Origin of the sequence: Butyrivibrio sp. XPD2002, from assembly GCF_000423945.1 — a bacterium.
Lineage (GTDB): Bacteria > Bacillota > Clostridia > Lachnospirales > Lachnospiraceae > Butyrivibrio.
Genome location: NZ_AUIY01000001.1, coordinates 624,189 through 649,953 on the forward strand (window position 1 = coordinate 624,189; position 25,765 = coordinate 649,953).

Sequence of the window (25,765 nt, forward strand, 5' to 3'; positions counted from 1 at the left end):
CCTCCCTAAGATTATCGTTTTTCCATCGGAACATAGTCATAGATATCACTTACAGCCATGTATGCAGGACGAATAATCTTACTATTATTTGCAAGCTCCTCCATTCTGTGAGCACTCCAACCAACGATACGTGCAATAGCAAACATCGGTGTGAAAAGCTCCTCAGGAAGCTCAAGCATCTTATATACAAATCCGGAATAGAAATCGACGTTAATACTTACACCCTTGTACATCTTGCGCTCGCTACTTATAACCTCAGGAGCAAGACGCTCAACCATCTCATAAAGAGCAAGCTCTTTTTCCATTCCCTTTTCCTTGGCAAGCTTAACAGTATACTCCTTAAGAAGAACTGCTCTCGGGTCAGACTTTGAATAAATAGCATGACCTACACCATAGATAAGACCGGCTTTATCAAAGGCCTCCTTGTTAAGGAGCTTACCGAGATAGGCCTTAACCTCTTCCTCATCTGCCCAGTCCTTAAGCTCTTTTTCCATCTGGTCAAACATGTGAATAACCTTGATGTTGGCACCACCGTGACGGGGTCCCTTAAGAGATCCGATAGCTGCTGCTATAACAGAGTAGGTATCTGTCATTGATGAGCTCACAACGTGAGTTGTGAAGGATGAGTTGTTACCACCACCATGCTCCATATGGAGAATAAGGCAGATATCAAGAAGCCTTGCCTCAAGCTCTGTGTACTTACTGTCCGGACGAAGAAGATACAGAATGTGCTCTGCTGTTGAGAGCTCTGCCTTTGGCGGATGTATGAAAAGACTGTTGCCTTCATGATAGTGGTTATAAGCCTGATAACCGTAAATAGCCAGAAGCGGGAACAGACTTATCATCTGAAGACTCTGCCTTAATACATTAGGCATGGATACGTCATCAGCGTGATTATCATAAGAATATAAGGTAAGCACACTTCTTGAAAGCGTATTCATCATGTCACGGCTGGGAGCCTTCATGATGATATCTCTGACAAAGCCTGTAGGCAGAGATCTGTAGAAGCCTAAAAGCTGTGTGAAGCCCTGAAGCTCATCCTTATCCGGAAGCTTACCGAAAAGAAGCAGATATGCTGCCTCTTCGAAGCCGAATTTAGATTCACTGGCAGTTCCATGAACAATATCTCTAACATTTATGCCGCGGTAAAAAAGCTCACCGTCAGCAGGAATCCTTTCCCCATTAACTTCCTTAGTAGCATTGATTGTGGAGATGTTAGTAAGTCCTGTAAGAACGCCCTTACCATTTAAATCTCGAAGACCTCTTTTTACATCGTACTTAGCAAAAAGTTCGGGATCAATTCTATCTGCGCCCTCAACAACCTTCGCGAGATCTACTAATTCCGGTGTGTTATCTGAGTAAATGTTTCTCTCGTTATCTTTGTTTCCCATACTACCTCCTGTTTATAATTTACTGTAAAAAAGCACGAACAGCGTCAGCAAGTCCATCCTTTCCTACGATCTTGGTATGTCTTACAGCTGCATCACGTATAGATGTTACAGCCTCAGGTATCTCGACCCCTGATACCTCTGAGAGCTTGTCAGCAAGTTGGAAGTCATCAAGATTTGCATCATCCTTACCAAGTGCCTGCATAACGCTTCTTGTAAACTTGTAAGGACTTGCAGTTGATGCGATAACAGTAACTGTCTTATCACCAGTTTCCTCAACATACTTTTTGTATACACTTGAAGCTACTGCTGTGTGAGTATCGATAAGATATCCTGTCTTTTCGAAGAGCTCCTTGATAGCAGCTGCTGTCTCTTCCTCTGAAGCATATCCGCCAAAGAAGCATTCAAGTGACTGCTTCATTGAATCGGTAATAGCATATTTTCCTTCCTCTGTAAGCTGCTTCATATATGAAGCATTCTTAGCTGCCTCATCGCCTGCGATGTGATAGATAAGTCTCTCAAGGTTGGATGAGATAAGAATATCCATTGAAGGTGATGTTGTGAGGATGAAATCACGATTTCTGTCATACTCACCTGTCTTGAAGAAATCATATAAAACCTTGTTTGAGTTTGAAGCGCATACAAAGGTCTTTATAGGAAGTCCCATCTTACGTGCATAGTAAGAAGCAAGGATATTACCGAAGTTACCTGTGGGAACTACTACGTTTATCTCATCGCCCTCAGCGATTCTGCCTTCCTTAAGAAGGCGTGTGTATGCGTAAACATAATATACGATCTGAGGAACAAGTCTTCCGATATTGATTGAGTTAGCGGATGAGAACTGGAAGCCCTTGGCATCAAGCTCCTTGGCAAAATCGGGATCTGTGAAGATCTTCTTAACGCCTGTCTGAGCGTCATCAAAGTTACCCTCGATACCGATAACGCAGGTGTTATCTCCCTCCTGGGTTACCATCTGCTGCTTCTGGATAGGTGATACGCCATCCTTGGGATAGAATACGATGATTCTTGTGCCCGGAACATCTGCAAAGCCTGCAAGTGCTGCCTTACCTGTGTCACCGCTGGTAGCTGTAAGAATAACGATCTCGTTCTTGATCTGATTCTTCTTGGCAGCTGTTGTCATAAGATAAGGAAGAATTGAAAGAGCCATATCCTTAAAAGCGATTGTCTTTCCGTGGTAAAGCTCTAAGTAGAAGGCACCGTCTGCCTCTGTCATGGGAGCCATCTCCTCAGTATCAAACTTGGAGTCATAGGCATGATCAATACAATAACGAAGCTCTTCCTCGGTAAAATCAGTAAACAAAAGCTTCATAACCTGATAAGCTGTCTCGCGATAATCCATCTCCTTAAGCTCTGCAAAAGTCTTGTCAAGCTTAGGGAAACTGTCCGGAACAAAAAGTCCTCCGTCTGACGCAAGTCCCTGCAGTATTGCCTGTGATGCAGTTACCTTTTGCTTATCTCCTCTGGTACTCGAATACATAACGTTCATGTTGCTAGGCTCCTCCATTTTCTTGTTCTGTCTTTGTTTTAGATATGATAAAATAAAAGTAATAAAAGATGACTCTACACTTATGAGTCTTAGAAATTTTTCTTATGAAAATAACTTTAATACTTTGAATAAAAAGTATACCACAAAAATGAATATAAATACAGTTATACATATGATGCTTTAGTGACTGCTGGCTTTAAGCTTATGGGGGTAAACTTAAAATGACTGGTAAAGTTACGGGGGTGTATGAAACTTGTTTAAAGGACGGAACAAAGTCCTTTAGGGCGTCAATAACATTCAGGGGTAAGCACATAGCACTTGGTTCCTTTTCCGATGCGAAGGCAGCGGGAAGGGCTTATTCTCAAGCGCAAAAAATTCTGACTGATAATTCCTATGAATTATCCTCTTACAGGAAGGGGCAGTCTCTGCCATTCGAAAAGTGTGTGGTTTTAGTTAATTTCAGAGACAAGGGCCTGTACATACCAACTCCGATTTACCTGGAAAAAAAGTATTTCTTCTATTATCTGTCACCACATCACACGCTGATTTTCGATATCGATGATCTGTTTTATTATTCATCTCATAAAATAATGAAGCGTGGCTCACATCTTTTTGTGGCTGACTATGGTTCACAGATAAGTATCCTCAGCAGATACGGAATAAGAAGCTATGCTGTTGAAGGCAGAGACTACCGCTTTGCCAACGGCAATTCCAATGACCTTCGCTATGAAAATATCGAGGTACTAAACCGCTACCACGGTGTACGTCAGTACGCTGAGCGAGGCTTCCAGAAGTACAAAGCCGTCATTCATGTAAATGGCGATTTTGTTGTGGGAAAATACAATACTGAAAACGAAGCTGCCATTGCCTATAACAAGGCTGCTGATGTTCTTAAGAAAAACGGCATAGACAGAAACTATATGCTTAATTATATAGAAGATCTGACTGCTTCGGAGTATGCGGAAATTTATACAAAGATCCGTATATCGCCAAAAATAATAAAACTTACGGGAGATAACATAAAGAAGGATGCGTAACTATTGCCCTCATCCGGCGCTTCGCGCCACCTTCCCCCACTGTGGGAAGGCACAATATAATAATCCCGGCATAAATCGCCGGATGAAGATGGCGCTTATTTTTCTCCTTTTTTCTATACTTTGCGGCTGCTCTGCCCCCGCAAATGATACTTCATACGAAAAGGTGGGGTTCTTTTTTGATACCGTCGTAACCTTTACCGTCTATGAAAAGGATTTTATTTCAGAGGATTCCTCATTTTTCACAAGAAATAAGGATGCGCAGAAAAAATGCGAAGAATTTATAGATGAATGCTCGGCTGCATGCACCAGATACGACTTCCTCTTCTCTACCACCAAGGAGGGCGGCGATATTTGGAGCATCAACCATGCAGAGGGTGATCCTGTCGAGGTTGATAAGGAAACCTATGACCTAATAGAAAAAGCTCTGTACTATGCAGAGCTCTCTGATGGTGCCTTTGACCCAACTATCGGCACTGTGACTGACCTTTGGAATTTTCATGCTGACACGGACATGGCTGTTCCGGATGACAGCTCAATGTCTGAAGCACTCTCTCATGTCGACTACAAAAATGTAGTGCTCTCAAGTGAAGATGGCAGGTACAAAGTGCAGCTTCTTGATAAGGATGCCCGTCTTGACCTTGGCGGAATAGCAAAGGGCTACATTGCTGACAGATTAAAGGAGCTTTATATAGAGCGCGGTGCTACCAGCGGAATAATAAACCTTGGAGGAAATGTACTTTTAATAGGTTCAAAGCCCTCCGGCACAGGGGCTTCTATCTCCTATACAACCGGAGTTCAAAAGCCCTTTGGAGAAGCAAACGAAACAATGGTAACCCTCTCTCTTGAGGATAAATCCGTTGTCACCTCCGGTATCTATGACAGATTCTTCGAGAAGGACGGCAATATCTATCATCACCTTCTTGATTCCAGAACAGGAATGCCCGTGGAGAACAACCTTTACAGCGCCACAATAGTTTCTGATTCCTCTGCTGACGGAGATGCTCTTTCCACCATCTGCTACTGTCTTGGCCAAGAAAAAGGGATGGAGCTCATAGAGTCCATCCCTGATACATATCTTCTGTTTATAACAGATCAATATGAAGTTGTTTCCTCAGACAATTTTCCGGGACTAAAGCCTTAAAGCATGATGTTCATGTTGTTCTTTTGGGCTTCATCCTCCTGCTGCTTCTTCTGCATCTGCAGACGATAAGCGTCCAGTGTCTGATTCTTCTTAAGCTCCGTAATCTCCTGTGCAACATCAGTATCTGCAATACTGCTCTGTGCGCTTAAGAGATTCTCTCTTGCTATAGAATTATAGCTTACATTATGCTCAAGACCATTGGTTACTGCACCAACTCCGCCTCTGGCATCACTAACGCTCTTAAGTGCATTATCAATTGAATCTACGTCGTTGACATCCAGATTATCAAGCCCCAACGACTTCATCTGTGAGGAGCTAAGCTCCTGTCCAATGCCCTTCATAAGCTGTGAATTAGCATTGGCAATATCTCCTCTTTCACCATCAGACAATGTACCGTTCTTGGCATAAAGTGCATTCTCACGCATGCTCTGCAGATAATCAGTAACTCCATCAAGGACACCATCCTTAATGTTCATCTGCCCAATATTGTCTCTGCCATTTCTTACCTGAACATTGTCTGTTCTCTGCTCCTTTTCAAGCTTCTGACTGATTGCAAGTTCAGCTGCACCGTCGGCTGCTCTCGGGAGCTTGTTTTCACTGGCGATCTTGCCATAGGAATAATCATTGCGGTAACTGTTACTTCCTATGCCTCCTATCATATGTGCGCTCCTTTCTTCCTCCATGAATAAGGATAAATCCATTTTCGCGCCGCAGCTCCTCTCCGGTCCCCACCATTAATAAGCTGCTGGGCATGCCACCTGCAGATTGATGTCATGCCTAGGATCCTTCCTAAAACATCTGCCACTCAGGACAGAATAACTTATAGTTAATTAATACAATAACATTTTCGCAATTATTTGTAAATACAATTTATTATATGATTTTTCATAAAATTACAGTCATCCAGTTGGAAGTATTAGACAACTCTTTTTATTTCTCCACCTCAGCGAGAACTGTCTGGAAAATATTCTCATCTGTCATACCTTCATCAGTCCTGAGGGCACAGGCTATCCTTGCTCTTACAGTCACACTATAGCCTTCCACCTCGGTTATCTCTTCTACCGCTTCCATAATGGACTTTGCAAGATAGCTTAATGCATCATTGGTCTTTACAAATGTAAGGATTACAAAATAGCTCTCCTTTAGTCTTCCAACAGCACAGGTCTGGCTTGTAACTGAAGTGATCTTTTTACTCATGGCTACAAGGAACTTATCGCAGATCTTCTTCCCATAGGTTTCAAGAATTCTTGCATATTTTTCATTACGGATAATTATCACTCCGTAGTTTCTGCCCTTATCAATAAATTCTCCTGCATAGTCAAGGAGACAGATCATCACAGCCCTTGCATTCATCATCTTTGTGACTTCATCTATGTTATTTGGAATAGCGATATTTTCAAGCCTGTAGAGCTCCTCGTCCTTATCCTCGAAAAATCCTACAAGTCCTACAATCTCACCATTCCTGTAAATTGGCATCTTCTGGCATCTTATATCGTGTATTACACCGTTTACAATACACTGTCCGGATGCATCTATAATACGTTCACCGTTCTCAAGGACGCGGTACTCATCATTTTTGTAAGGATCCTCATTCACATGCCATCCCATGTCCTCGTCTGTTTTCCCCAGTATCTCATCCAGAGATTTAAAGCCATAAAAATCGAGGAATGACTGGCTGGCACCCAGGAATCTTCTACTCTTGTCCTTCCAGAAGAACTTTATTGAGGAATCCCATATCATGTTCTCCCATAGCTCTGTGTAGGTGATAGCGCCGCTATCAAGCAGATATTTATCAACAAGAGAACGTGCAGATGCAGTGAGTCCGTCAAGCACTCTTGCAATCTCATCCGGCACAGATTTCCAGCATAAAAGATATTCGTTTCCACCGGTTCCCGGAACCATCATAACTATAATATTCTTGCGCTTATAGGAGCCATTGGGCTGCTTTATTCTGAACATCTTTTCTATGTAGCCCTTATTACTTTTTTCAATCCTCTCCTCAAGGCTGTCGAGTTCCATAAACTTCTGGAAATCCATTCCCTCAGGAGGATATATACTCTCTCTGGCAATTATTTTTACAGCATTCCTAAGGTCCGAATAAACATAAGACTCATTGGTAATATATTTAAATCTGCCAAGAAGCGGAAGAATTACGTTATCTCCCAGATTAATAAGATCAACCACATCAAAGAGAAGGTTAAGCACCCTTAGCTTGCCATCAAGCATATCCCTCTGATTGCTGTTCTGATCCATTGATATGTTAATGATGGAGCCCTTGATAATATAGTGTCCATCATGTTCTGCAAGACATTTAGCTCTGAATCTTAAGTAATTACCGTTATCTGTATAATAGAAGGTCTCAATATTAGAGCTTGCCTCTATAATATTTGCGAATTCCCTGTACTTTTCAATAAGCGGAGATCCCGTGTGATAAATTCGCCTGTCAATCTCTGCATAGTCAATATCATATATATGAAGAATCTGCTCCATATAGGCCCTATTCATGAAAAGTGTATGGAATTCCTTTCCATCATCTTCAATGATCTCAAGCGGAACATCCACATCCTTTACGTGGAAGCCTGCAACATCATAAAAATGACGCCACTGCCTCTCCTCAGTTTTTATGCCCTTCTCAGCCATGTGTTCAAGCATATCGTCAATGCGTTCAGGTCTTCCAAAATAGAAGCCCTGTATTCTTTCGCAGCCTATGCTCTTTAAAAACTCAAGCTGTTCCTCGGTCTCCACGCCTTCAGCCAGTGTCTTTATTCCGATTTCCTTGGCCATATTTATGGTAGAGCGCATGATGGCCTTGGACTTATCTGTAAAGGATGTCAGGAAGTTCATATCGAGCTTTAGCATATCGAAATCATAATCCTTCAAAAGATTAAGGGATGAATAGCCACTTCCAAAGTCGTCCATCCATATCTCATAGCCTCTGCTTCTGAACTTATCAATGACATCATTTAAGAAGCCTTCGTCCGAAACAAAGATGCTCTCTGTAATCTCTATATGTATATAATCTCTGGGAATATCATATTTGGCGACCTCTGCTTCGACCAGGCCGAACATGTCGCATTTGAGGAAATCAAGGCGTGAAAAATTAATCGAAACAGGTATTACAGGCTTACCTTTTTTCAATAAATCATCAAGAGTTCTGCATACTGCCTTAACAATGTAGCAGTCAAGCTTATATATGAGGTCATTATCCTCAAGAGGCTTTACAAACTTATAGGGCGCAAGCATCCCCCAGTGGGGGTCATTCCACCGAGCCAGTGCCTCCATGCCGCATAGTTCATTTGTTATGGCACGAATAACAGGCTGGAAAAATACTTCTATCCAACCTTGTTCAACAGCTTCGTCTATTTTGTTAATAACATAAATATTTAAGTCATCCATAACAATTTTATTGTAACTGAATTATCGGTAAAAAGTATTGATTTTACGGAATATTACCAAAGTTTAGACTTTTTTAATATAATAAAAAAACCTCTCATATCGAGGTGTTTTTTCACCTCAATATGAGAGATATTCTTATTGCTTATCAGCCGTTATTAACACATTTTACCCAGCCTCTTTTGCTTTCACGATATAGGGCGGCATCATCACCTACAAAACATTTTTTCTTAAGCTCGTCAGGAAGCTCATCCTTGTTAAGAATAACAAGATAATCAGAGTAGGTTCCTGCGGATGTATTAAATGTAATCTGAACAGTTGTGGCATCATCATCTTCATCATAGACATCGGAATTCATTCCTGTAACATTGTAGTTATCAGTAGGAATGATATTTTTTAGTACAGTATCAATTTCTGAACTGTCACTGCTTTCCCAATTTGAATATATCTCCTGCTTATTTACATCATCCCATCTTTCAATTTCCACCTTGATACTATTCACATCCTTATCGCCATTCCACCAGGAAGTCGGTATTTCATGAGCCTTAAGGAACTCATTAGTCCTTGTGAAGGAATCAAAAATATAGAAATTGTACTTCTGAGAATAATAAGCCTGTTTTCCTGCATCCATGACACCATACAGAGTAATGTTGGGAATCTGGGTAGCAAGATCATCAAAGGACTGACCGGAAAGCTCCTCTGAATAGATTTTCAGGAACTCATCCATCTCATCATCAGTAAGCTTCTTTCTTACTTCCCCTGTCAGAGTCTGACCCTCAAGGCTGTTTATCTCGCCTCTTGCAATGTCATATACGGGGAATTTGCCTTTTCGGAATTCATCAGTATTATAAATATCCTTAAACGCTGAAAGGACCTCTTCGTTATTTATATCCAGTTCATATATTCTTCTGACTGTTTTACCATTCTTTAAATTCCACTGTACCTGGAACTGGCGGTAACAGGTATTCTCGTCATCTTCACGATATGTATGACCATAAATTCCCTGGCCACCTGAAAAAGCATCCTTATGGAACTCCTTTGCATTTATCGCACCAAGTCTTGTAAGCTTTTCAGCCTTATCAATATCTGTAAGCTTCATATTGTAAAGAGCGTATTCCATTCCATTGGCAGTAGCACCATAGTAAAAATCTGCACTGACCACATCCCTGGTCTTACTATACGGAGCCATGATTCCTGAATAGGTAACGTCATCGCCGATTGCAACACTTGCTACCCTTGCAGGCATAGGCTGCCAGCTCTCATATCCAAAAATATCAAAGAAGAATACTACAAAAACAATAAGTGAAATAACAGCGCTTACTATCAAAGATGCATAATGACTCAGGCACGCCTTGAAATCAAATTCATAAATGGTCTCGATCACAGCGTGAACCACTAAAACTCCGCAGATAATTCCAAATATAAACATCGGAACACTGTGAATGTCCCCGATATAATACATAACAAGTCCGGCACCCAGGCCTGCAACACATGCAATAGCAACCTTAATTACGGGTCTTGTTATACTAAATGCCATAGCCTTACCTGCTGCCTCTGCAGGTCTTCTTTTCACAAGAATCCTTGAAACGACAAATGAAAGTATTGCTATTACGAGCATCTTTAAAATTGCAGGCGCCGCATCAAAGGTATAGAAGGCAATCTCACTGTTTACATCGCCGTGTAATCTGGCTATTGCCTCACCTGCAAGCCCCATAGGTGAGCCTGTATAGCCTATATTATAATCCGAAACCTCATTCCAATAGCTTGTAAAAAACGTAGCCATAAGGAATGAAAAAATAGAATAGGCGAAAGACCCAAGGAGGTAAAACACTCCACAGCCGAGTACTGCTACTACTATGTGCCCTGTAAGAACCACTGCCAGTGTGCAGATTTCATACAGCATAATGAATGACAAAAGAATAACCAGCGCGTTTAAAGGATATAAGAGGATCGTATCAAAGGTAGCATATCCCCTTGCAAGTCCCATAATCACTGTAATTATGTTAAATACCAGATACGGTATGGCAAATACAAGTATTCCGCAGAGGTTATTTATATCAAAAAGCTTTTCCCTCTTAATAGGTAGTGAGTAGTACAGGTCAGTCTGCTTTGAATCCAGAAGATAATAATATCCCTGAAGAGCGAGGATGACCGGAAGTATAAAGGTTATTCCAATAACCATGACATTTCCCATACCACCTACATTGTTGTAAAAATGTATCCTTATATCGTCCAGAGTAGTGCGGTCAGTTGCAAGTCTTTCACTATAGCGGCCAAACATCAAAATTGCGTATACGATCTGAGCAAAGAAATTGGCAGTGATCGCCATCGCTATAGTCCAGAGGCGTCTTTTAGAATTTTCCTTCAGTAAATTAACAAATAATCTTTTTAATGTCATATCCCTGTACCCCCGTTTCACTTATAAATATCTCCTCCAGAGACAGCGGCAGGATTTCCATGAAAATAGGATTCTCTGCCCTAAGTGCATCACTAATATCCTCCTCCTGACCACGGATGGTCATTGTAATAAGCTTTCCTCTGCTCTCGGATGTGAGAACCGTGAGCTGCTCCTCAATTCTCTTTCTGCTCTCCTCATCCCTGAATACGCACTGCAGCTTATGTATATCAGTCTTTGCGTCATCGAGGTTCTTGGACAGGAGGATACCTCCCTTGTGAAGGAGCCCAACCGTATCGCATATATCCTCAAGCTCTCTGAGGTTATGGGATGCTATGACGGGAGTGAATTTTCTTGAAGCCATATCTCCTATGAAAAGACTCTTAACTGCCTGTCTCATAACAGGATCAAGGCCATCGAAGGTCTCATCGCAGTACAGATATCTGGTATTGGCTGATATGCCCAGAATAATAGACAGCTGCTTTTTCATTCCCTTTGAAAAGGTCTTGATCTTTCTCTTTCTATCAAGGCCAAAATTATTCATGAGATAGTTGAAGCGCTCCATGTTGAAGCTGTCATAGACGCGATTATAGAAGGTCGCCATCTCCTGGGGTGTGGTGTTTGAAAAGAACGCAGTATCATCTGAGATGTAGAATATCTCCCTTTTCACTGCAGGGTTCTCATACACAGGTCTCCCATCAATGGTAACTGTTCCTCTATCAGGCTGCAGGATGCCTGCTGCCATTCGCAAGAATGTGCTCTTACCGGCGCCGTTCGTTCCAACGAGGCCAAAGACCTGTCCGTCCTCTATCGTAAGGTCAACACCGGCAATCGCCTGTATATCATCAAATCTTTTAGAAAGATTGGTTGCCTTAATCATACTCTTCCTCCTAAACTTTTCTTCCTACTGTGGCTTATTGGTATTTCTCGTGAACGTATTTCCCGATATCCTTCTCGGTAATCCCAACTTTGATTGCTTTATCAACAACCTTCCCGAGCTCATCCAGAATTTCCTGCTTCCTTGCAGGAAGTACTTCATCAGCTGCTGCCGCAAATCTTCCACGGCCTGCTACCGAATAGCAAAAGCCCTTCTGCTCCAGCGCATCATACGCCTTCTGAATGGTGTTGGGATTAATTGATAGATCCATAGCAAGAGATCTAACCGAAGGAAGCGCCTCATCCGCGCCTATTACGCCGCACAGTATTAGTTCTTCCAGTTTCCCTGATATTTGTTCATATAGGGGCCGCTTGTCTCTGAAGTCAATTTCGATCAGCATAATATTCCTCCTGTTTGTAGTGTACTATCATATCTAGTACACTTAGAATAATATTATAGGTGCTGACTTATGTCAACACCTATATATCAAGAAACGCGCTTTATTATTGCGATTATAGGCTCATCACAGATAGGTCTCGGGAAGTGTAACATCCTCTCTGTAAAGTACCAGCTTATCAAATACAGCTCCTGCATCGCCTGCATAGATGGTCACTGTATTAATACCCATGTGAAGGTACGCTTTCACTGAAGAGACGTGCTCATGGGCAAGAACAGATTCGCACCACTCCCTGCAGGGAAAATCCGTAAAGTAGCCTTCACCAACGCCGTGCTCTGTGCTTATCCTTCCATCATTTACGGCATATCCAAACTTAAGTCTTCCGCCCTTTACTATGGGATTGGTCATAGTAAGATGGAAATCCAGATTGTAGGTACCATCACTTTCCGCAAAGATATTGTATTTAACGAAGGGTACTTCTCCTTTAAGAATCTCATCCTCACTAAAATCAGCTACTGAGGGGAATACCTTTATGGCCGGCTTTCCACTTTTTCCAAGGAAGTCTACAGCCTTAAATTCTGCGCCGCCTGCTGCTTTCTTCTCACTAAAATTCTCAGCCTTTACTGATATGATTCCGCAGTTTTCCATTGCAATGTTATCGCTTGTATATCCATCAGGAACAACTACATTATCAGCTTCAAAGATAAGGTCGCAGTATGTAGTAGCGCCATTATCAAACTTAACGTTAACCCTTACCTTGGCTGTAGTTTTTCCTGATATGAGAGCTCTGTCTATAGTAAAGCGCACTGTCTTTCTTCCGGGCTTATCGCTGTCATAGATAACCGCAGCATTTCTTCCATCGCTTACTTCAACTCTGCCCTCCTTCTCAGCACAGATAAGCCAGTCATTTTCATTTACTATCTCGTATGAGTAGCTGACATCACCTCTGCTGTCCAGATCAAGAAGAACCTCTTTTGTCTCAGGTCTCGTAAAGCCAAAGCTCCTGGGAGCAGGATATCCCTGCCAGTGGTCTCCAAGATAAACATACTTCTCACCTCTAAATGATACAGCAACCTTGGGCTCATGAAGAGGAGTCACAACGGATACAGACGGATATGTCCAGTTATAGGCATCCCAGGTTCTAAAGCCTGTATGAGCTGAGCTCATCATGTGATTCCATTTGCCGTTATTAAATGTGTGGAATTCCTCCACGTATCTCTTATCTTCGTTTATCCTCTTCCTTACAGACTCAGCGTAGTAATTTGCATACACGCAGCCCCTCTTTGCCAGCTCCTTATTCATGCCTGCTTCAACGCACATAAGAACGTTATTAAGACTGGCTGCTGCCGGATAATAGATAATGCTGCGAAAAGCCATAAGTGCCTCGTCCTTAAGCTCCGCATTAAGCTTGTCAGCAGTATCAAGTATATCCTTTGCATCAGCATGTACCCTGTCGCCCTCAAGACCGTTCACAGGATTATAGACATCCTCATTCATGGTCTCGGGAGTTCTCTGGGCGTTGAATCTCGTATAGCCCTCGATAACCTTGGTGATATCGTTTTTCTGCTCTGCACTTGCTCCTGCAAACTGCACATCGATCCAGCCGCGGACATACTCCTCTATTTTGTTGATGTTCTTCTCCCCATACTTTTCATAGTCATAGGCAAGGTCCATGAAAAATGAAAGGGGATACTCGTTCATCTTAAGATCGCCCACATTCACAATCCACATCTGCCTTACTCCTGACTCATAAGCAAGACTCATCTGCTCCCAGGTTTTGGTAAGTCTGTTGCAGTTAACCCACTCATAGCTGACAGGAGCGCCGTGATAGTCAAAGTGGTAATACATTCCAAAGCCGCCCGGATGATTTCTGGTATCATCTGTAGGAAGAGCCCTTACATGTCCGTGGTTATCATCACTAAGTAAAAAAATGACATCCTTCAGTTCATCCCAGTCCTTAAGTCCCTCAGCTGTCTCATCTCCAAAGTAATAGTCCTCGACCTCCTTGTAGATTGCCAGCATTCTCGGAACCTTCTGAATATCCTCATTTACATTCTTTTTGATAAGCTCGTCCTGAACAGTTATGGCCTTCTTAATGACATCTATATTATCCTTAAGAGTTGCATCCTCGGGCATGAGCTTTGAATCAGCTTCACCTCTCATACCTATAGTGATCACATTTTCAAAATCCTTATTGCGCTTTACGCCATCCTCCCAGAACCTTGTAATTCCTTCTGTATTGGATAAAAAGCTCCAGGCGTTATCATCACTGTATTTCTTATACTGTCTCTGCCATTCAACACCTGCTCTGCAAAGAGGCTCATGGTGAGATGTTCCCATTATTACGCCCATCTTATCAGCAAGCTCTGCATTTAAAAGTCCCGGTCCATCCTCTGAAAATGAGGAGTTCCACATGGCAGGCCACATGTAATTACCCTTAAGCCTGAGAAGAAGCTCAAATATCTTCTCATAGGCTTTAGCATTAACATCCCCGAACTTCTCTGTAGCCCAGCCGCCAAATGCCGGCCACTCATCATTTATGAAAAATCCGCGGTACTTAACTGAAGGCTCCTTTGAAACTATCTCCTTATCAAAATCAAGGACTATCTCGTTCTTCTTAACGGGAGCTACATCTCCAAAATAGATAAGAGGTGATACTCCGCACATCTTAGATAAGTGGAACATACCGTAGATAGTTCCCCTCTTATCACTTCCTGCGATCACGAGAAGCTCCTTCACATTTTGGCTATCCTCAAAGGGCGCTTCTATTACAGTAATCTTATACACCTCTCGCTTATCTCTGATATCAGAAAGGCCAAGCTTTCCCTCTTTTTCAAGTCTGTCAAGGAGAGGGCTTTTTCCTATGGTAGCCATAAGCACAAGGCTATTGTCTGATATGGCACCTTTATTTAAGCTGCTCTCCAGAGCGTCTACACTACTTACTATTTCCGGGCGAACATCTGTAACTGCCTCAACATCAGAAGCCACAGTCTCCCCTATCATCTTTATTCCTTCAAAGCTCTCATTCTCAATTATGAATGCAGCTACTTTATCGTCTTTATACAAACTGAAACTGCTCATAAAAAATACCTCCGTACTTTCCTAGTATCACACATAGAAAGTACGAAGGCTTATTCATTCTTGCTATTCTTATATATTATTTTGCGCTTCTAATATGCCGTATAAAACAATATGTTATATCGCTTTTGCTTCCATCTCCTCAAACTGCCTTGAGAACAGCTGGTGATAATAGCCGCCCACATTTTTCATAAGCTCCTTGTGGGTTCCGCGCTCGATTATCTTGCCGTCCTTTACAACAAGGATTACATCAGCATCAACTACAGTTGATAATCTGTGCGCTATCATAAATGAGGTTCTTCCCTTTATCACTACGGAAATAGCATCCTGGATCGCTTTTTCAGTAACGGTATCAATGGATGAGGTCGCCTCATCAAGAACCAGGATTCTGGGATCAGCAAGGATCGCTCTTGCAAAGGACAGAAGCTGTTTTTCTCCTGTTGAGAGCATGTCTCCGCCTTCACCTACGTCACTGTCAAGGCCATTATCCATTCTCTCCACAATCTTATCTGCTGAAACCAGTTTTAATGCATCCCATATCTTATCATCAGTGGCATCGGGATTACCGTACTTTAGGTTCTCCCTTACGCTTCCTGAAAACAGGTGAGGTGTCTGCAGCACATAGCCGATATTGCTGTGGAGCCAGAGCTGTGATCTCTCCTTGGCATTTCTGCCATCTATCAGAACCTCTCCGCTTGTGGGCTCAAAGAATCTGCACACAAGATTAACAAGTGTGGACTTACCTGCTCCTGTCTCACCAACTATCGCAACGTTTGTGCCCTGAGGGACCTTTAAGTTAAAGTGCTCAAGCACGTACTCTTTTCCATCAGGATAATGGAAGGATACATCCTTAAACTCCACATCCCCGATAAGCTCCTCCCAGTTCTCCTTCTTGGGATTAAAGGTATCGCCGTATTTTTCAATAACCTCAGGTGAATCTGCAACATCAGATTCTGTTCCCAAAAGTCTTGTAAGTCTCTCCACGTTAACCTGAACCGCAATTAGGTCTGATATTGTTACAATAATATTCTGTATAGGCTCAAGAATTCCAAGGGCATAGGACAGGAAAATTGAAAGGGTTCCTATCTCCATAACTCCCTCCATGGTTATCTTTCCGCCTCTCCAGAGCACAAGTGCCAGGGCGCAGGATGAGAGCATTGTAACGGAGGCAGAGAACATCGCTGAAAAGTGTGTTGCGTGTACCGCATTTTTCCTGTAGTTCTCCGTATCCTTCCTGAAGTCGTTCTGTATCCTGTCCTCAATAACGAGAGTCTTTATGGCTTTAGCGCCAGTTATACCCTCGTTGAAGTTACCGGTAATTGTTGAGTTCAGCTCCCTGATGTGTCTGTTTAATATGATCAGATGTCTCTGAAAATAAATAACAAGCACGATCGCGATTGGTATCAGCATCAGTATATACATAGCAAGCCTTACGTTTACTGCCAGCATGACTATCAGCACGAACAGGATATAGCTTCCGTTCCAGACTATATCCATAAGTCTCCATGCGCACATCACACCGATCTTTCCGGTATCACTCATAACCCTGGCGTGGATATAGCCCACGTTGTTCTGATTGAAATATGAAAAGGACAGCTCCTGCAGATGATTAAATGCAGCGTTTCTAAGGTCCCTGTCAATTGACATCTCAATCTCTCCGCAGGTGTTTGCACTTATAAAGTCCATGACGAGCTTTACTATAAGCACAGTGGCATAGATAAGAGCAAAGTATCCAATCCCCTTGGTCGTACCCTTTGCAATAAAGTTATTAAGTGCATATCTGTTAAAAAGCGGAATGAAGGAATCCACCATACTTACCATACTGCCAAGAAAAATCATCATAGCCATCTTTGGCAGATAGGGTTTTAAAAATGGCATAAGTCTTGGGATTCCAAACCAGGGGAGCTTGACGTATTTTTTATCTTTTGATGTCTTACTATTAGGCAATGTCTTCTCCTCCTCCCTGAATCTGAATATCATATATTCTGCGATACAGACCGCTCTTCGCCAGGAGTTCTTCGTGAGTTCCCTCCTCAGCCACCTTTCCGTGACTAAGAACTATTATGTGGTCTGCATGCATAAGTGTAGTAATTCTATGTGAAATGATAATTGTTGTAGCTCGGCCAACATGCATATCAAGAGCAGCTCTTATCTTAGCATCGGTCTCGGTATCCACCGCTGAAAGTGAATCATCAAAGACCATGATAGGAGGCTCTGACACAAGCATCTGGGCGATAGCTGTTCTCTGCTTCTGACCTCCAGACAAGGTAACTCCGCGCTCTCCGACAAAGGTATCATAGCCGTCATCAAAGCTTTTTATTGTCTCATCAAGAGATGCCATTCTGGCAGCCTTTCTGATATCCTCTATGCCGGCGGATTTATTGGTTATACCGATATTTTCATACAGAGTTCTTGAGAAAAGGAAGGGCTCCTGCAGCACAAGACCGATGTTTTCTCTTAGATAGTCCATCTTCATGTCTCTGATATCAACGCCGCCTATAGTGATGCTTCCGCCATCCTCGGGAAGGTTATAAAGTCTGTCCAGAAGGTACATAAGTGTCGATTTTCCTGAGCCTGTTCCTCCAAGAACGCCCACTGTCTCTCCCGCTTTTACAGTAAAGCTGACATCCTTTAATATCTCAGCCTGACCGTTATTATATGAAAAGCTCACATCCTTAAACTCAATGTCCTTATCAAGAGGCGGCTCTATCGCCCCCTCCTTGTCTTTTTCAACCTCTGAATTCATGATGTATCTTAATCTGTCGATCGATACCCCTGCCTTACTCATTTCAGAGATAACTCTTCCAAGTACACGTACCGGCCACGAGATCATGGCATTGTAGGATACGAAGGCGATAAGCTCACCAACTGTGATGCTTCCGTTTACGCAGAATATGGATCCCATTACCAGCATAGTCATTCCCTGCATTCCGGATATCATGTCATTGGATGTCCAGAAGGCCGCAAGGAGCCTCATAAGATTAATCCACATCTTGGTGTAGTCTTTGTTTTTAGCTTCAAAGCGCTCGCGCTCAAACTTCTCTCTTCCAAAGGCACGAACCACTCTCACACCTGTCAGGTTCTCCTGGGCAATCGCTGAGAGCTTACCCTCCTCAACGTCCGCATGCTCGAAGGCACTGCCGATCTTGTTATGAAAAAACAGTGAATACAGCACGATTATCGGGATAAACGCCGCTGATAAAAGTGAGAGCTTTAAATCGATCTGGAACATAAAATATATTCCAAGGCCGATCATTATCACTATCCTGAAGAGCGCAGTCAGCTGCTCTGAAAGAAAAACCTTTATGGTCTCTACATCAGAAGTACAGCGCTGGATAATATCACCCGTGTGGTTTTCTCCATGCCAGGAAAATGGCAGATGGCAGATGTGCTCAAAGAGAATATCCCTCATTCTGCATATAAGCTTTTCAGCAGCCATGGAATTAAACAGCTTGTTGAGATAACGAAAAGCAGCACAAACAAGCGCTATCAGCACAACGATCAGCGCTATTACAAAAATGTGCCCCTTAAGATAGTCCTTTCCGCCTGTCAGATTTATAAGCATCTGCATGTAAAAGGGCATTACCGACTCGGAATCTCCGATCAGGTAGTCCACCGTATACTGGATGATCTTTGGATTGACCATGTCCAGAAAAGCGACAGCCATGGAAAATAATATGCCGGCGAAAAATAAGGCTTTACTCCCTCTAAGGAAGAACAGGACCAGTGATAGTTTAGTAGGAAATTGTTCTTTAGTAGTTTTCATAGTCCTCCAGTCTTTGTATGTAACATGTTTGGTTAGTAGTTATATTTGTCTGACGAAGGTCTTCTTATGGCAACGGTGACAAGAGGAACAGTTTTTTCTCCGGCGCCAAATGCAGCATCACTCAGCGTCCTGTAAGCTCCCTGTCTTACGAAGTCTCCTTCTTTTGACTTGCAATAATTATTATGAATATAGAATCCGTCGGATTCCTTTGATATGCAGACCGTATGAAGCTGGTCTCTTATATTTTCATGGTTCCAGTAAAAGGTCACGATGAAAGTATGAAACTCATCTCCCAGACTGTCGATGACCGCTTTTTTCCTGGTGGTTACTTTTTTTACCTCATATCCTCTCTTCTTAAAAAATGAAGCAGGTGCTGAGGGTGTAATTCCAAATCCCCCCTTAAGTGCAGCCCCCTTTTGTTCGAAATAACTAATGAGAGGGGGAATCTTCACATCCTTTTCACCAAGGCACTTAAGAGCATTATAGGTAGCGATTATCTCGCACCCCGAATAGCTCATGTTGGACTTTTTGTGACTGCCGAAGGCAACACCTTCCCAGGTCTTCTGATTCTCGATCAGCTCTCCGCAGCAAAAAAGCCTATTCCCATTCTCAGAAAGAAACCTCTCGTTTTCTTCTAAATGCCGCGCTCTAACGTCCTTCTTTACAGAGCCGCTCAAGAATGCAATAATTGAAAAAAAGAACAAAACTATACAATTTGGTATATATTTCGGTATTATTTTTTCATACAACTTTGGTTTTTTTGGCATTTATTTTCACCACGCTTTAACTTTTGCTGTAAACGCTATTTACACAAATAGTTTACTGTGTTTAAATTTATAAGGTTGTGCATAATTAAAATACACTTAAACCGTGTTTTATGAGAGAGGTTACAATGAATATCACAGAGCTTGTATCAGGCACAGAACTTACTGTAAGCATACTAATAGATAATATGCCGGTCAACATAAAGACAAAAGCCATCTCTGTTATGGAGGATGCTCTTTTGGTTGAGCCGCTTAAATACCATGGCAAGCCCATACCTGCAGCCACACAGGCAACAGCAGTAGCGGTGCTTCCCCCGAGGAATCTCACTGTCAGTTTTCATCTTCATTCTGTCATACCTTTTGAAAACTGGAGCGATACCTATTATCTTCTTAAGGGATCAGAGATCATATCCGAGATTGATAATCAGAGAAAGGCTGAGCGCTACGTTTTAAATGCTCTTGGCAAAGCCGTTATCAATCACGTAAACACTACCAGTGCAATTATATATGACATTTCAATTCGCGGTATGTCACTTCTTCTTGGAAAAAATGCAACTGCCAAGGAAGGCGACATGATAAGACTTACCTTCAAGCCTGCGGGATATACCAAGGCCTTTGAGATCACCCTCATTGTGGTAAGAAATTTCAAAATAGGTACTTATGATGCCGTCGGATGTAAGATGCGCGGAATAGACAGCCAGCTCATGACCTACATCATGACTATCAAAAAACAGAAGGACGAAATAAAGCGTGTTCAGTCCCAGTCAAAGGTACTGGTTCACGATATGTCAGCAGACGAATAATCCTTATTCGTAAGCCGCGCTATAGAAAGCACGGAACAATTGAAAAAGGTCTTGTGCAACAATAAAAAGGAGTTGTTAAAAACAACTCCTTTAATTATCTCATCAGCCTGCTACAGGTACCATCTCATCCATTACATCTGAACTATCGTTATTTTCATTTGTAATCAGCTCATCCGTCTTCCTCGGAGCGCGAACACCGAAGCTTCCCTCGTATCGCTGTTCCTTAAGTATTTTACGGATAGCAGCCAAATCCTTACTCATATCCTCTCGTCTCTTACAAACCACCGTAGGTACGCTTCCGTTCCCCATCTCTACGATATATCCGGCTTCGCCGAGGATCTTCTGGATTTTAAGCTTATCTGTGGTACGAATCTCTGCAGGTGTCTTATCTTCTCTCCCCACTACAAACCTCCTATAAATCAAACAATTAGCAGAATTTGTGTTTCAAGTTTCTTCTACCACAAAATATAGCACATCCAAAATCACATTGCAAGGATTGGCATTACTTTAACAAAGTGAATTCCGCCTGTTTACTGGGCTTTTTAAACAGGCAGCTACGGCAATCCGTCAATTTTTATTCCATCTTCATACTTGTCCAATTAGTTTATAAACATAATATCTTTACTTTATAAACCAGCCATATTTTGTACATATATTTATCCTAACATATACTCATCAGAGATGAACAACATCTTCTGAACCCCAAAAAACTTTTTTCATACAACATGGCCATGCGACTCCCCATCGCATGGCCACCTCCCATTAATGAGATAATTTTACCCGGACTTCATAGTTAGAAGCCCGGGTTTATTTCTGCCTATTTGTTGTTTGTGTATACCTTTACAAAGAAGTCCTTATCAGCCTGTTTTATCATGGCAGTTCCGCTCACATCCTGCAGATAGCTGTGTCCGCTGGCAGTGTTTAGTGTATGAATCGCTCCCAGATTGTGCTGCCATTCATCCCTATGAGCTGCCGTAGTCGAATCCATAGCCTTTTCATAGATTAGCTTTGATTTCTTTCCCGGTCTTATTACGATCAGGTAGTCCTTTCCGGCTTTAATATCAATTGGTTGTTTCAAAGAAAACGTATGATATCCTCCGGTGACAGCTTTGCAACTCATTGTTATTATTGGCTTTTTTAGTTCATCAAGGTCGATATATTCCAGGGCTTTGCCTTTTCCTCTACCATTACTCTCATCAAGCTGGTTTATTGTGTCAGCCAGTTCCTTCGCATCGATATCAGGAGGTATTCTTACCGGAAGCTCATAGATGTAAAGCTTATCCTCCGTGCCTGTGCTCATGGAAAAATACCCCACAGCTTCAAGCTTTTCATCATTAACAGCTGTTATGGTAACTCCATATCCCGCGTCATTTTTATCATACATGTAGACCATATTTTTCTGATCTACCATAGGATCCATAACGTGTGTGATAAATCCGGCGTACTGATAATTGTTATCATACCAGTTGTCATCCTCAGGCATGGCAGCGTCATAAGCTACCACGTTATTATTGGTAAGAACACTGTCATAATAGGATAGATAAAAGTACCCTGAGGCTCCTGCTTTTGCTCCCCAGCTGTTTCTGCAAATAAAGGCTCCATCGCCCTCAGGCTTTGTCACGAAATTCTTTGCCGGGTATTCATCATTCCATCCGACTATCAGGATCTCATGATCTGCATAGTTGCCCTCTCCGTACTTTTTGTAATCGTACAGAGCGACCTTTTTCCCTGTCCAGAAGGATTTCGAAGTATTAACGCTTGCTGTCACACTTCCGTGCTCAACTATCATGTGCTTTATGATATCCCTGTTCTTTTCCGTGGCTGGAATTTCGTACACATTCTGTACGTGGCATATGGCATCATCATAGGCACCGGTTGGGACATCTGCATTTTGCGTATAAATATCATTCTGTCCCTTTATCACATGAAAGGAATTGGTGTCCTTGTCAGCCACAGGTCCCTTCCAGGCTGTAAAAAGTGAAAGGCAGTAATCCGTAACACCTCCCACCGATAAATAGCTAGTGTCATACTCTCCAAGAAATTTATCATCGTTTTCAAAAACGAACTCTCTGTAATCCTTATCGATATCGCCGTTTATAGAACCGGCAGCCTTATGCATATTGTAATAAGCAACATGCTTCTCAGAGAGGTTTAAATCCTCAACCCTGAGTCCTTCATGATGGCGAAGGAGATCACTCTCCACCGCTCCTATTGCTGCGAAGTCCCAGCAAAGAGCTGTATCTCCCTGATTCCTCACAGTCGTTATATAATCCTTGTCCTTAACCTGATCAGAGGTGTAGAAGGAAGGCAAATCTTCACTTTCCTTTTGTTCATCCCCATCTGAATAAGAGCCCGAAACAGAGCCGTAATCCACCTCGGATCCATCAGCCTTCTTTAACAGGTTAGTATCTTCCTCGTCATCAATAACAATTGCTTCACAAACCTCAAGCTCTGATAATTCCAGCGGAAGGATTTCCTTTGGTCGTTTAAAATCAAATGCTGAATTTGTAACCATAATAGACGTCGCCGCCACAATATAAGCAGCAGAGACCACTCGATTTTTTATAATCATCCGTCCTCTATGCTTTAAATCGTAAAGTTTCTATAGTTCCCTATTTTTTTTGCTATAACATTTGATACCGGTTTTGCAACCGCCGAGTACACGAAATAACATATGGTACATATAAGATAAATACATATAACAGTTGCTACCAGATGCACCAGCATAAGTCCCGGATTACCTGCCGCAAACTGCTCTATTTTGAAGAGCCCAAGAAACCTGATATGCAGAATATATACAGTAAAGGAGGCCCCTGCCAGCGTATTTATCATCTTACTGTTTTTAATCTTGATATCCTTAAATAGTATAAACACAATGACAGCCATAGCAATAACAAGTGGATTGCTATAATTCCAGGCAACTGTATCATAGATATTTTTGCCGGCTCTCATTCCGTCAGCATAGGCCCATGCCATAATGAGACAGAGACAGATAAAGTAGGCAGTAATGAGCTTACTTCTCTCCCTGGTCTTACTCACATTATCCCGAATGGCTGCACCAAGCAGGTACAAAACCACAAAGTTTACAATGGTATAGCCTGCCTGTGAGCCCTCGATACCTATAGTGCTGCTTCCGTTTAACTGTCTGCCTGACCAATATCTGATGATATCTATAAATGTGGGATATATTGAAAAGAGAAAAATCGAGAAGGTAAGGAGTATCCTTTTCCCGCTGAGGTTAAGCCTGTCCCACATGACATTTATAAATGGTGATATCAGATACAGTGCAAAGAATATATACACATACCAGTTTGTTGAAAAAAGACCCTCAAAAAGGTGATCAATTGTGATATCCGGCAACGTAAGCTTTACAAGCACAAAGAATAAGATAGCAAACAAGGCCACCTGCGCCACCAGTCCAAGGGGCTTTAAGAAATCCCTGGTATTGGTTTTACACAGAAAATATCCTGTTGTTATAACAAAAACATTAACAGCGCAGATACTAATAGTTTCAAAGAGAACCAGAATAAGCTGATTAAGGCTTCCGTCAGAAACCGTGGCAAACCCGCCATTACCCAGGCCATTGTAGTGAAGAACGATGACCATGCAGGTAGCCAGGATCCTCAATAATTCTATATTCGATTGCCTTTCTGCTCTCTCTTTCATATATCCTCCGAAAATTATCAGTATCCTCCAATTGTATCACAATATTCCCTTACAGGTGTCTTACCACCTCAAATCTCTCAAGGCTTATCTCCTCACCTGCAGGTATTCCTGCCTTCTGACAGGCGATATTGATCTGCTGGTTAACACTGTCAACGCCATCAAGATTGGGAAGAAGAAGTCCTCTCTTTTGTCCGCTTGTGACAATGACTCCGTATTTTTTTACATCAAGAAGATCCGTTGAGGATATTGGCTCAGGCTCTGCGAGAACATCAACACTTATCTCAAGCCAGGGAAGCTCATCCGTGGTTATGGTGGAGAATCTCGGATCATTTGTCCCTGCGCTTATGGCATTCTGAAGTATTTCCTCAGCAACGCAGCTCTGGGTAGGCGCAATGGTTCCGATACAGCCTCTTAAAGCGCCGTTTTTATGTATGGATACAAATGCTCCTGCAGCTTTGCTTGTCATCTCCTCCGGGAGCTTTTCGAATTCGGTTCCTTTAAGATCAGCTAAGTGAAGGCTCTTTCCACCGCTCACATAGTTTTCAAGTGAAAATCTGGCGAGCTTTACATAGATATCCTCATCTCTCTGCTTTCCTCTAAGCTCAGATAACTTCTCTTCTCTCCAGGTATCAAGGAAATGTCTGCTCTCATCAGGTCCTCCGACCTCGTAGGTGCAGATTCCATAGCCCACGCCAAAGGTGGCCGCATGGACAAGCTTCTTTGCCTTTACGGATAGTCCGTCAAGGACGCCCGCCATCATGACAAAGGATCTGTGTCCGCATTCAGCAGCCTTTTCACAGAAGCTATCCTCAAATTCAAACAGCTTCTTAAAGTCTCCGCTTCCGCAGACTTCCATTATCCTCTCATCATATTCAGGTCCCTCGGGCGCAAAGCCATAAGGTCCATCCTCCTTCATCTTGTGGGAGAGGTCACCGCTGGCAATAAAGACAACGCGTCTTCCTGTATTATTTACAGCAGCCTGAATGATCTGACCCATCTGATAATGGAGTGCTAAAGGAAGGCCTGAGAGGCCGATTCTTATAAGCTTAAAGTCTGTATATTTTTTGCATATATAGTACAGGGGAATCAGAGTTCCGTGATCCAGAGAAGGATCCCTCTCCCCCAGGGTTCCTGCCGGGAATTCATGACGGGCAAGTCCTTTTTCCCCTTTTCTTTTCTTTCCGGATGAGCTGGCCGCATCAGGACCACCATTTTCAGCTATGTGGCATATCTCCTCAACAAGCTCCTCATCATATTCCGCATCAAAACTTACTTCCTCTGCCTGGAATTTTCCCATGTCACCTGACGCGCTGTTTCCGGGTGATATATGAAAATAGTCCGCATACATTATGCTGTGCGGACTTGAGATAATGACTGTCTCAGGTTCTAATTCCGCAATCCTATCAGCAACCTTTTCATACGCAGCAGTAACTTCAGCAATCTTCTTCTCCTCTCCGCGTCCTACCTCAGGTAACATAATCGGCGGATGTGGTACCATGAAAGCTCCAACTATCGGCATATATTTTCCCCCTTATATTTATCCATTTTTCGTA

Annotated in this window: 18 protein-coding genes; 3 read left to right on the forward strand and 15 right to left on the reverse strand. The window is 42.4% G+C overall.

The annotated features are described in order from the left end of the window. Nucleotides 1–11: 11 nt before the first annotated feature. Both G587_RS0102695 and thrC read right to left on the reverse strand, forming a co-directional pair. Nucleotides 12–1,391 carry a citrate/2-methylcitrate synthase gene (locus G587_RS0102695; RefSeq protein WP_026490990.1) on the reverse strand — a complete coding sequence of 460 codons (1,380 nt, stop codon included), beginning with the start codon at nucleotides 1,389–1,391 and terminating at the stop codon, nucleotides 12–14. Nucleotides 1,392–1,410: 19 nt separating this feature from the next. Further along, complete coding sequence (gene thrC, locus G587_RS0102700) at nucleotides 1,411–2,895, reverse strand: threonine synthase (RefSeq protein WP_026490991.1); 1,485 nt, start codon at nucleotides 2,893–2,895, stop codon at nucleotides 1,411–1,413. Nucleotides 2,896–3,116: 221 nt separating this feature from the next. Here thrC and G587_RS0102705 point away from each other — a divergent pair, with 221 nt between their 5' ends. After that, a complete protein-coding gene (locus tag G587_RS0102705) occupies nucleotides 3,117–3,932 on the forward strand; it encodes an AP2 domain-containing protein (protein WP_035785320.1) in 816 nt (271 codons plus the stop codon). An 88-nt stretch (nucleotides 3,933–4,020) separates the two neighbouring features. After that, nucleotides 4,021–5,073, forward strand: coding sequence for an FAD:protein FMN transferase (locus G587_RS21110; RefSeq protein ID WP_242830014.1), 1,053 nt, complete (start codon nucleotides 4,021–4,023; stop codon nucleotides 5,071–5,073). Here the strand turns inward: G587_RS21110 and G587_RS0102715 are convergent. The 9 genes from G587_RS0102715 to G587_RS0102755 form a co-directional block, all read right to left on the reverse strand. Beyond that, complete coding sequence (locus tag G587_RS0102715; protein WP_196812490.1) at nucleotides 5,070–5,732, reverse strand: flagellin; 663 nt, start codon at nucleotides 5,730–5,732, stop codon at nucleotides 5,070–5,072. The genes G587_RS21110 and G587_RS0102715 overlap by 4 nt on opposite strands. A gap of 271 nt (nucleotides 5,733–6,003) precedes the next feature. Then, the gene (locus G587_RS0102720; protein ID WP_081673583.1) at nucleotides 6,004–8,469 is read right to left on the reverse strand and encodes an EAL domain-containing protein; all 2,466 of its coding nucleotides are present in this window, start codon (nucleotides 8,467–8,469) and stop codon (nucleotides 6,004–6,006) included. A gap of 145 nt (nucleotides 8,470–8,614) precedes the next feature. Beyond that, the gene (locus G587_RS0102725; RefSeq protein WP_026490995.1) at nucleotides 8,615–10,864 is read right to left on the reverse strand and encodes a DUF6449 domain-containing protein; all 2,250 of its coding nucleotides are present in this window, start codon (nucleotides 10,862–10,864) and stop codon (nucleotides 8,615–8,617) included. Beyond that, nucleotides 10,839–11,741: an ABC transporter ATP-binding protein gene (locus tag G587_RS0102730; RefSeq protein ID WP_026490996.1), complete on the reverse strand. Its 903-nt coding sequence runs from the start codon at nucleotides 11,739–11,741 to the stop codon at nucleotides 10,839–10,841. Before G587_RS0102730 ends, G587_RS0102725 begins: the two co-directional genes overlap by 26 nt. A 34-nt stretch (nucleotides 11,742–11,775) precedes the next feature. Beyond that, nucleotides 11,776–12,138 carry a GntR family transcriptional regulator gene (locus G587_RS0102735; protein WP_242830015.1) on the reverse strand — a complete coding sequence of 121 codons (363 nt, stop codon included), beginning with the start codon at nucleotides 12,136–12,138 and terminating at the stop codon, nucleotides 11,776–11,778. Between the two features lie 123 nt (nucleotides 12,139–12,261). Beyond that, nucleotides 12,262–15,216 (reverse strand): glycosyl hydrolase 115 family protein, encoded by a 2,955-nt coding sequence (locus G587_RS0102740; protein ID WP_026490998.1) that lies wholly within the window; start codon nucleotides 15,214–15,216, stop codon nucleotides 12,262–12,264. Nucleotides 15,217–15,330: 114 nt separating this feature from the next. After that, nucleotides 15,331–17,160, reverse strand: a complete 1,830-nt coding sequence (locus G587_RS21115; RefSeq protein ID WP_035785334.1) for an ABC transporter ATP-binding protein — start codon at nucleotides 17,158–17,160, stop codon at nucleotides 15,331–15,333. Next, nucleotides 17,153–18,979, reverse strand: a complete 1,827-nt coding sequence (locus G587_RS0102750) for an ABC transporter ATP-binding protein (protein ID WP_026490999.1) — start codon at nucleotides 18,977–18,979, stop codon at nucleotides 17,153–17,155. Before G587_RS0102750 ends, G587_RS21115 begins: the two co-directional genes overlap by 8 nt. A 32-nt stretch (nucleotides 18,980–19,011) precedes the next feature. Beyond that, nucleotides 19,012–19,683: a hypothetical protein gene (locus G587_RS0102755; protein ID WP_196812491.1), complete on the reverse strand. Its 672-nt coding sequence runs from the start codon at nucleotides 19,681–19,683 to the stop codon at nucleotides 19,012–19,014. Between the two features lie 188 nt (nucleotides 19,684–19,871). On the opposite strand from G587_RS0102755, the gene G587_RS0102760 reads away from it, so the two are divergent. After that, complete coding sequence (locus tag G587_RS0102760; protein WP_026491001.1) at nucleotides 19,872–20,546, forward strand: PilZ domain-containing protein; 675 nt, start codon at nucleotides 19,872–19,874, stop codon at nucleotides 20,544–20,546. A 102-nt stretch (nucleotides 20,547–20,648) separates the two neighbouring features. Here the strand turns inward: G587_RS0102760 and G587_RS0102765 are convergent, their stop codons facing one another. The 4 genes from G587_RS0102765 to amrA all read right to left on the reverse strand — a co-directional run bounded on the left by G587_RS0102765 (nucleotide 20,649) and on the right by amrA (nucleotide 25,731). Then, nucleotides 20,649–20,948 (reverse strand): hypothetical protein, encoded by a 300-nt coding sequence (locus G587_RS0102765; protein ID WP_026491002.1) that lies wholly within the window; start codon nucleotides 20,946–20,948, stop codon nucleotides 20,649–20,651. Nucleotides 20,949–21,363: 415 nt separating this feature from the next. Next, a complete protein-coding gene (locus tag G587_RS0102770) occupies nucleotides 21,364–23,061 on the reverse strand; it encodes a C1 family peptidase (RefSeq protein ID WP_196812492.1) in 1,698 nt (565 codons plus the stop codon). 71 nt (nucleotides 23,062–23,132) lie between these two features. Continuing rightward, nucleotides 23,133–24,212 (reverse strand): acyltransferase, encoded by a 1,080-nt coding sequence (locus G587_RS0102775; protein ID WP_026491004.1) that lies wholly within the window; start codon nucleotides 24,210–24,212, stop codon nucleotides 23,133–23,135. A gap of 49 nt (nucleotides 24,213–24,261) precedes the next feature. Continuing rightward, nucleotides 24,262–25,731 (reverse strand): AmmeMemoRadiSam system protein A, encoded by a 1,470-nt coding sequence (gene amrA / locus G587_RS0102780; protein WP_026491005.1) that lies wholly within the window; start codon nucleotides 25,729–25,731, stop codon nucleotides 24,262–24,264. Between the last annotated feature and the right edge of the window lie 34 nt (nucleotides 25,732–25,765).

What these genes read in the sequence shown, in the direction of transcription:
- G587_RS0102695 (WP_026490990.1), bottom strand. Translation starts at nt 1,391, where the DNA reads ATGGGAAACAAAGATAACGAGAGAAACATTTACTCAGATAACACACCG.
- thrC (WP_026490991.1), bottom strand. Translation starts at nt 2,895, where the DNA reads ATGAACGTTATGTATTCGAGTACCAGAGGAGATAAGCAAAAGGTAACT.
- G587_RS0102705 (WP_035785320.1), top strand. Translation starts at nt 3,117, where the DNA reads ATGACTGGTAAAGTTACGGGGGTGTATGAAACTTGTTTAAAGGACGGA.
- G587_RS21110 (WP_242830014.1), top strand. Translation starts at nt 4,021, where the DNA reads ATGGCGCTTATTTTTCTCCTTTTTTCTATACTTTGCGGCTGCTCTGCC.
- G587_RS0102715 (WP_196812490.1), bottom strand. Translation starts at nt 5,732, where the DNA reads ATGATAGGAGGCATAGGAAGTAACAGTTACCGCAATGATTATTCCTAT.
- G587_RS0102720 (WP_081673583.1), bottom strand. Translation starts at nt 8,469, where the DNA reads ATGGATGACTTAAATATTTATGTTATTAACAAAATAGACGAAGCTGTT.
- G587_RS0102725 (WP_026490995.1), bottom strand. Translation starts at nt 10,864, where the DNA reads ATGACATTAAAAAGATTATTTGTTAATTTACTGAAGGAAAATTCTAAA.
- G587_RS0102730 (WP_026490996.1), bottom strand. Translation starts at nt 11,741, where the DNA reads ATGATTAAGGCAACCAATCTTTCTAAAAGATTTGATGATATACAGGCG.
- G587_RS0102735 (WP_242830015.1), bottom strand. Translation starts at nt 12,138, where the DNA reads ATGCTGATCGAAATTGACTTCAGAGACAAGCGGCCCCTATATGAACAA.
- G587_RS0102740 (WP_026490998.1), bottom strand. Translation starts at nt 15,216, where the DNA reads ATGAGCAGTTTCAGTTTGTATAAAGACGATAAAGTAGCTGCATTCATA.
- G587_RS0102750 (WP_026490999.1), bottom strand. Translation starts at nt 18,979, where the DNA reads ATGAAAACTACTAAAGAACAATTTCCTACTAAACTATCACTGGTCCTG.
- G587_RS0102760 (WP_026491001.1), top strand. Translation starts at nt 19,872, where the DNA reads ATGAATATCACAGAGCTTGTATCAGGCACAGAACTTACTGTAAGCATA.
- G587_RS0102770 (WP_196812492.1), bottom strand. Translation starts at nt 23,061, where the DNA reads ATGGTTACAAATTCAGCATTTGATTTTAAACGACCAAAGGAAATCCTT.
- G587_RS0102775 (WP_026491004.1), bottom strand. Translation starts at nt 24,212, where the DNA reads ATGAAAGAGAGAGCAGAAAGGCAATCGAATATAGAATTATTGAGGATC.
- amrA (WP_026491005.1), bottom strand. Translation starts at nt 25,731, where the DNA reads ATGCCGATAGTTGGAGCTTTCATGGTACCACATCCGCCGATTATGTTA.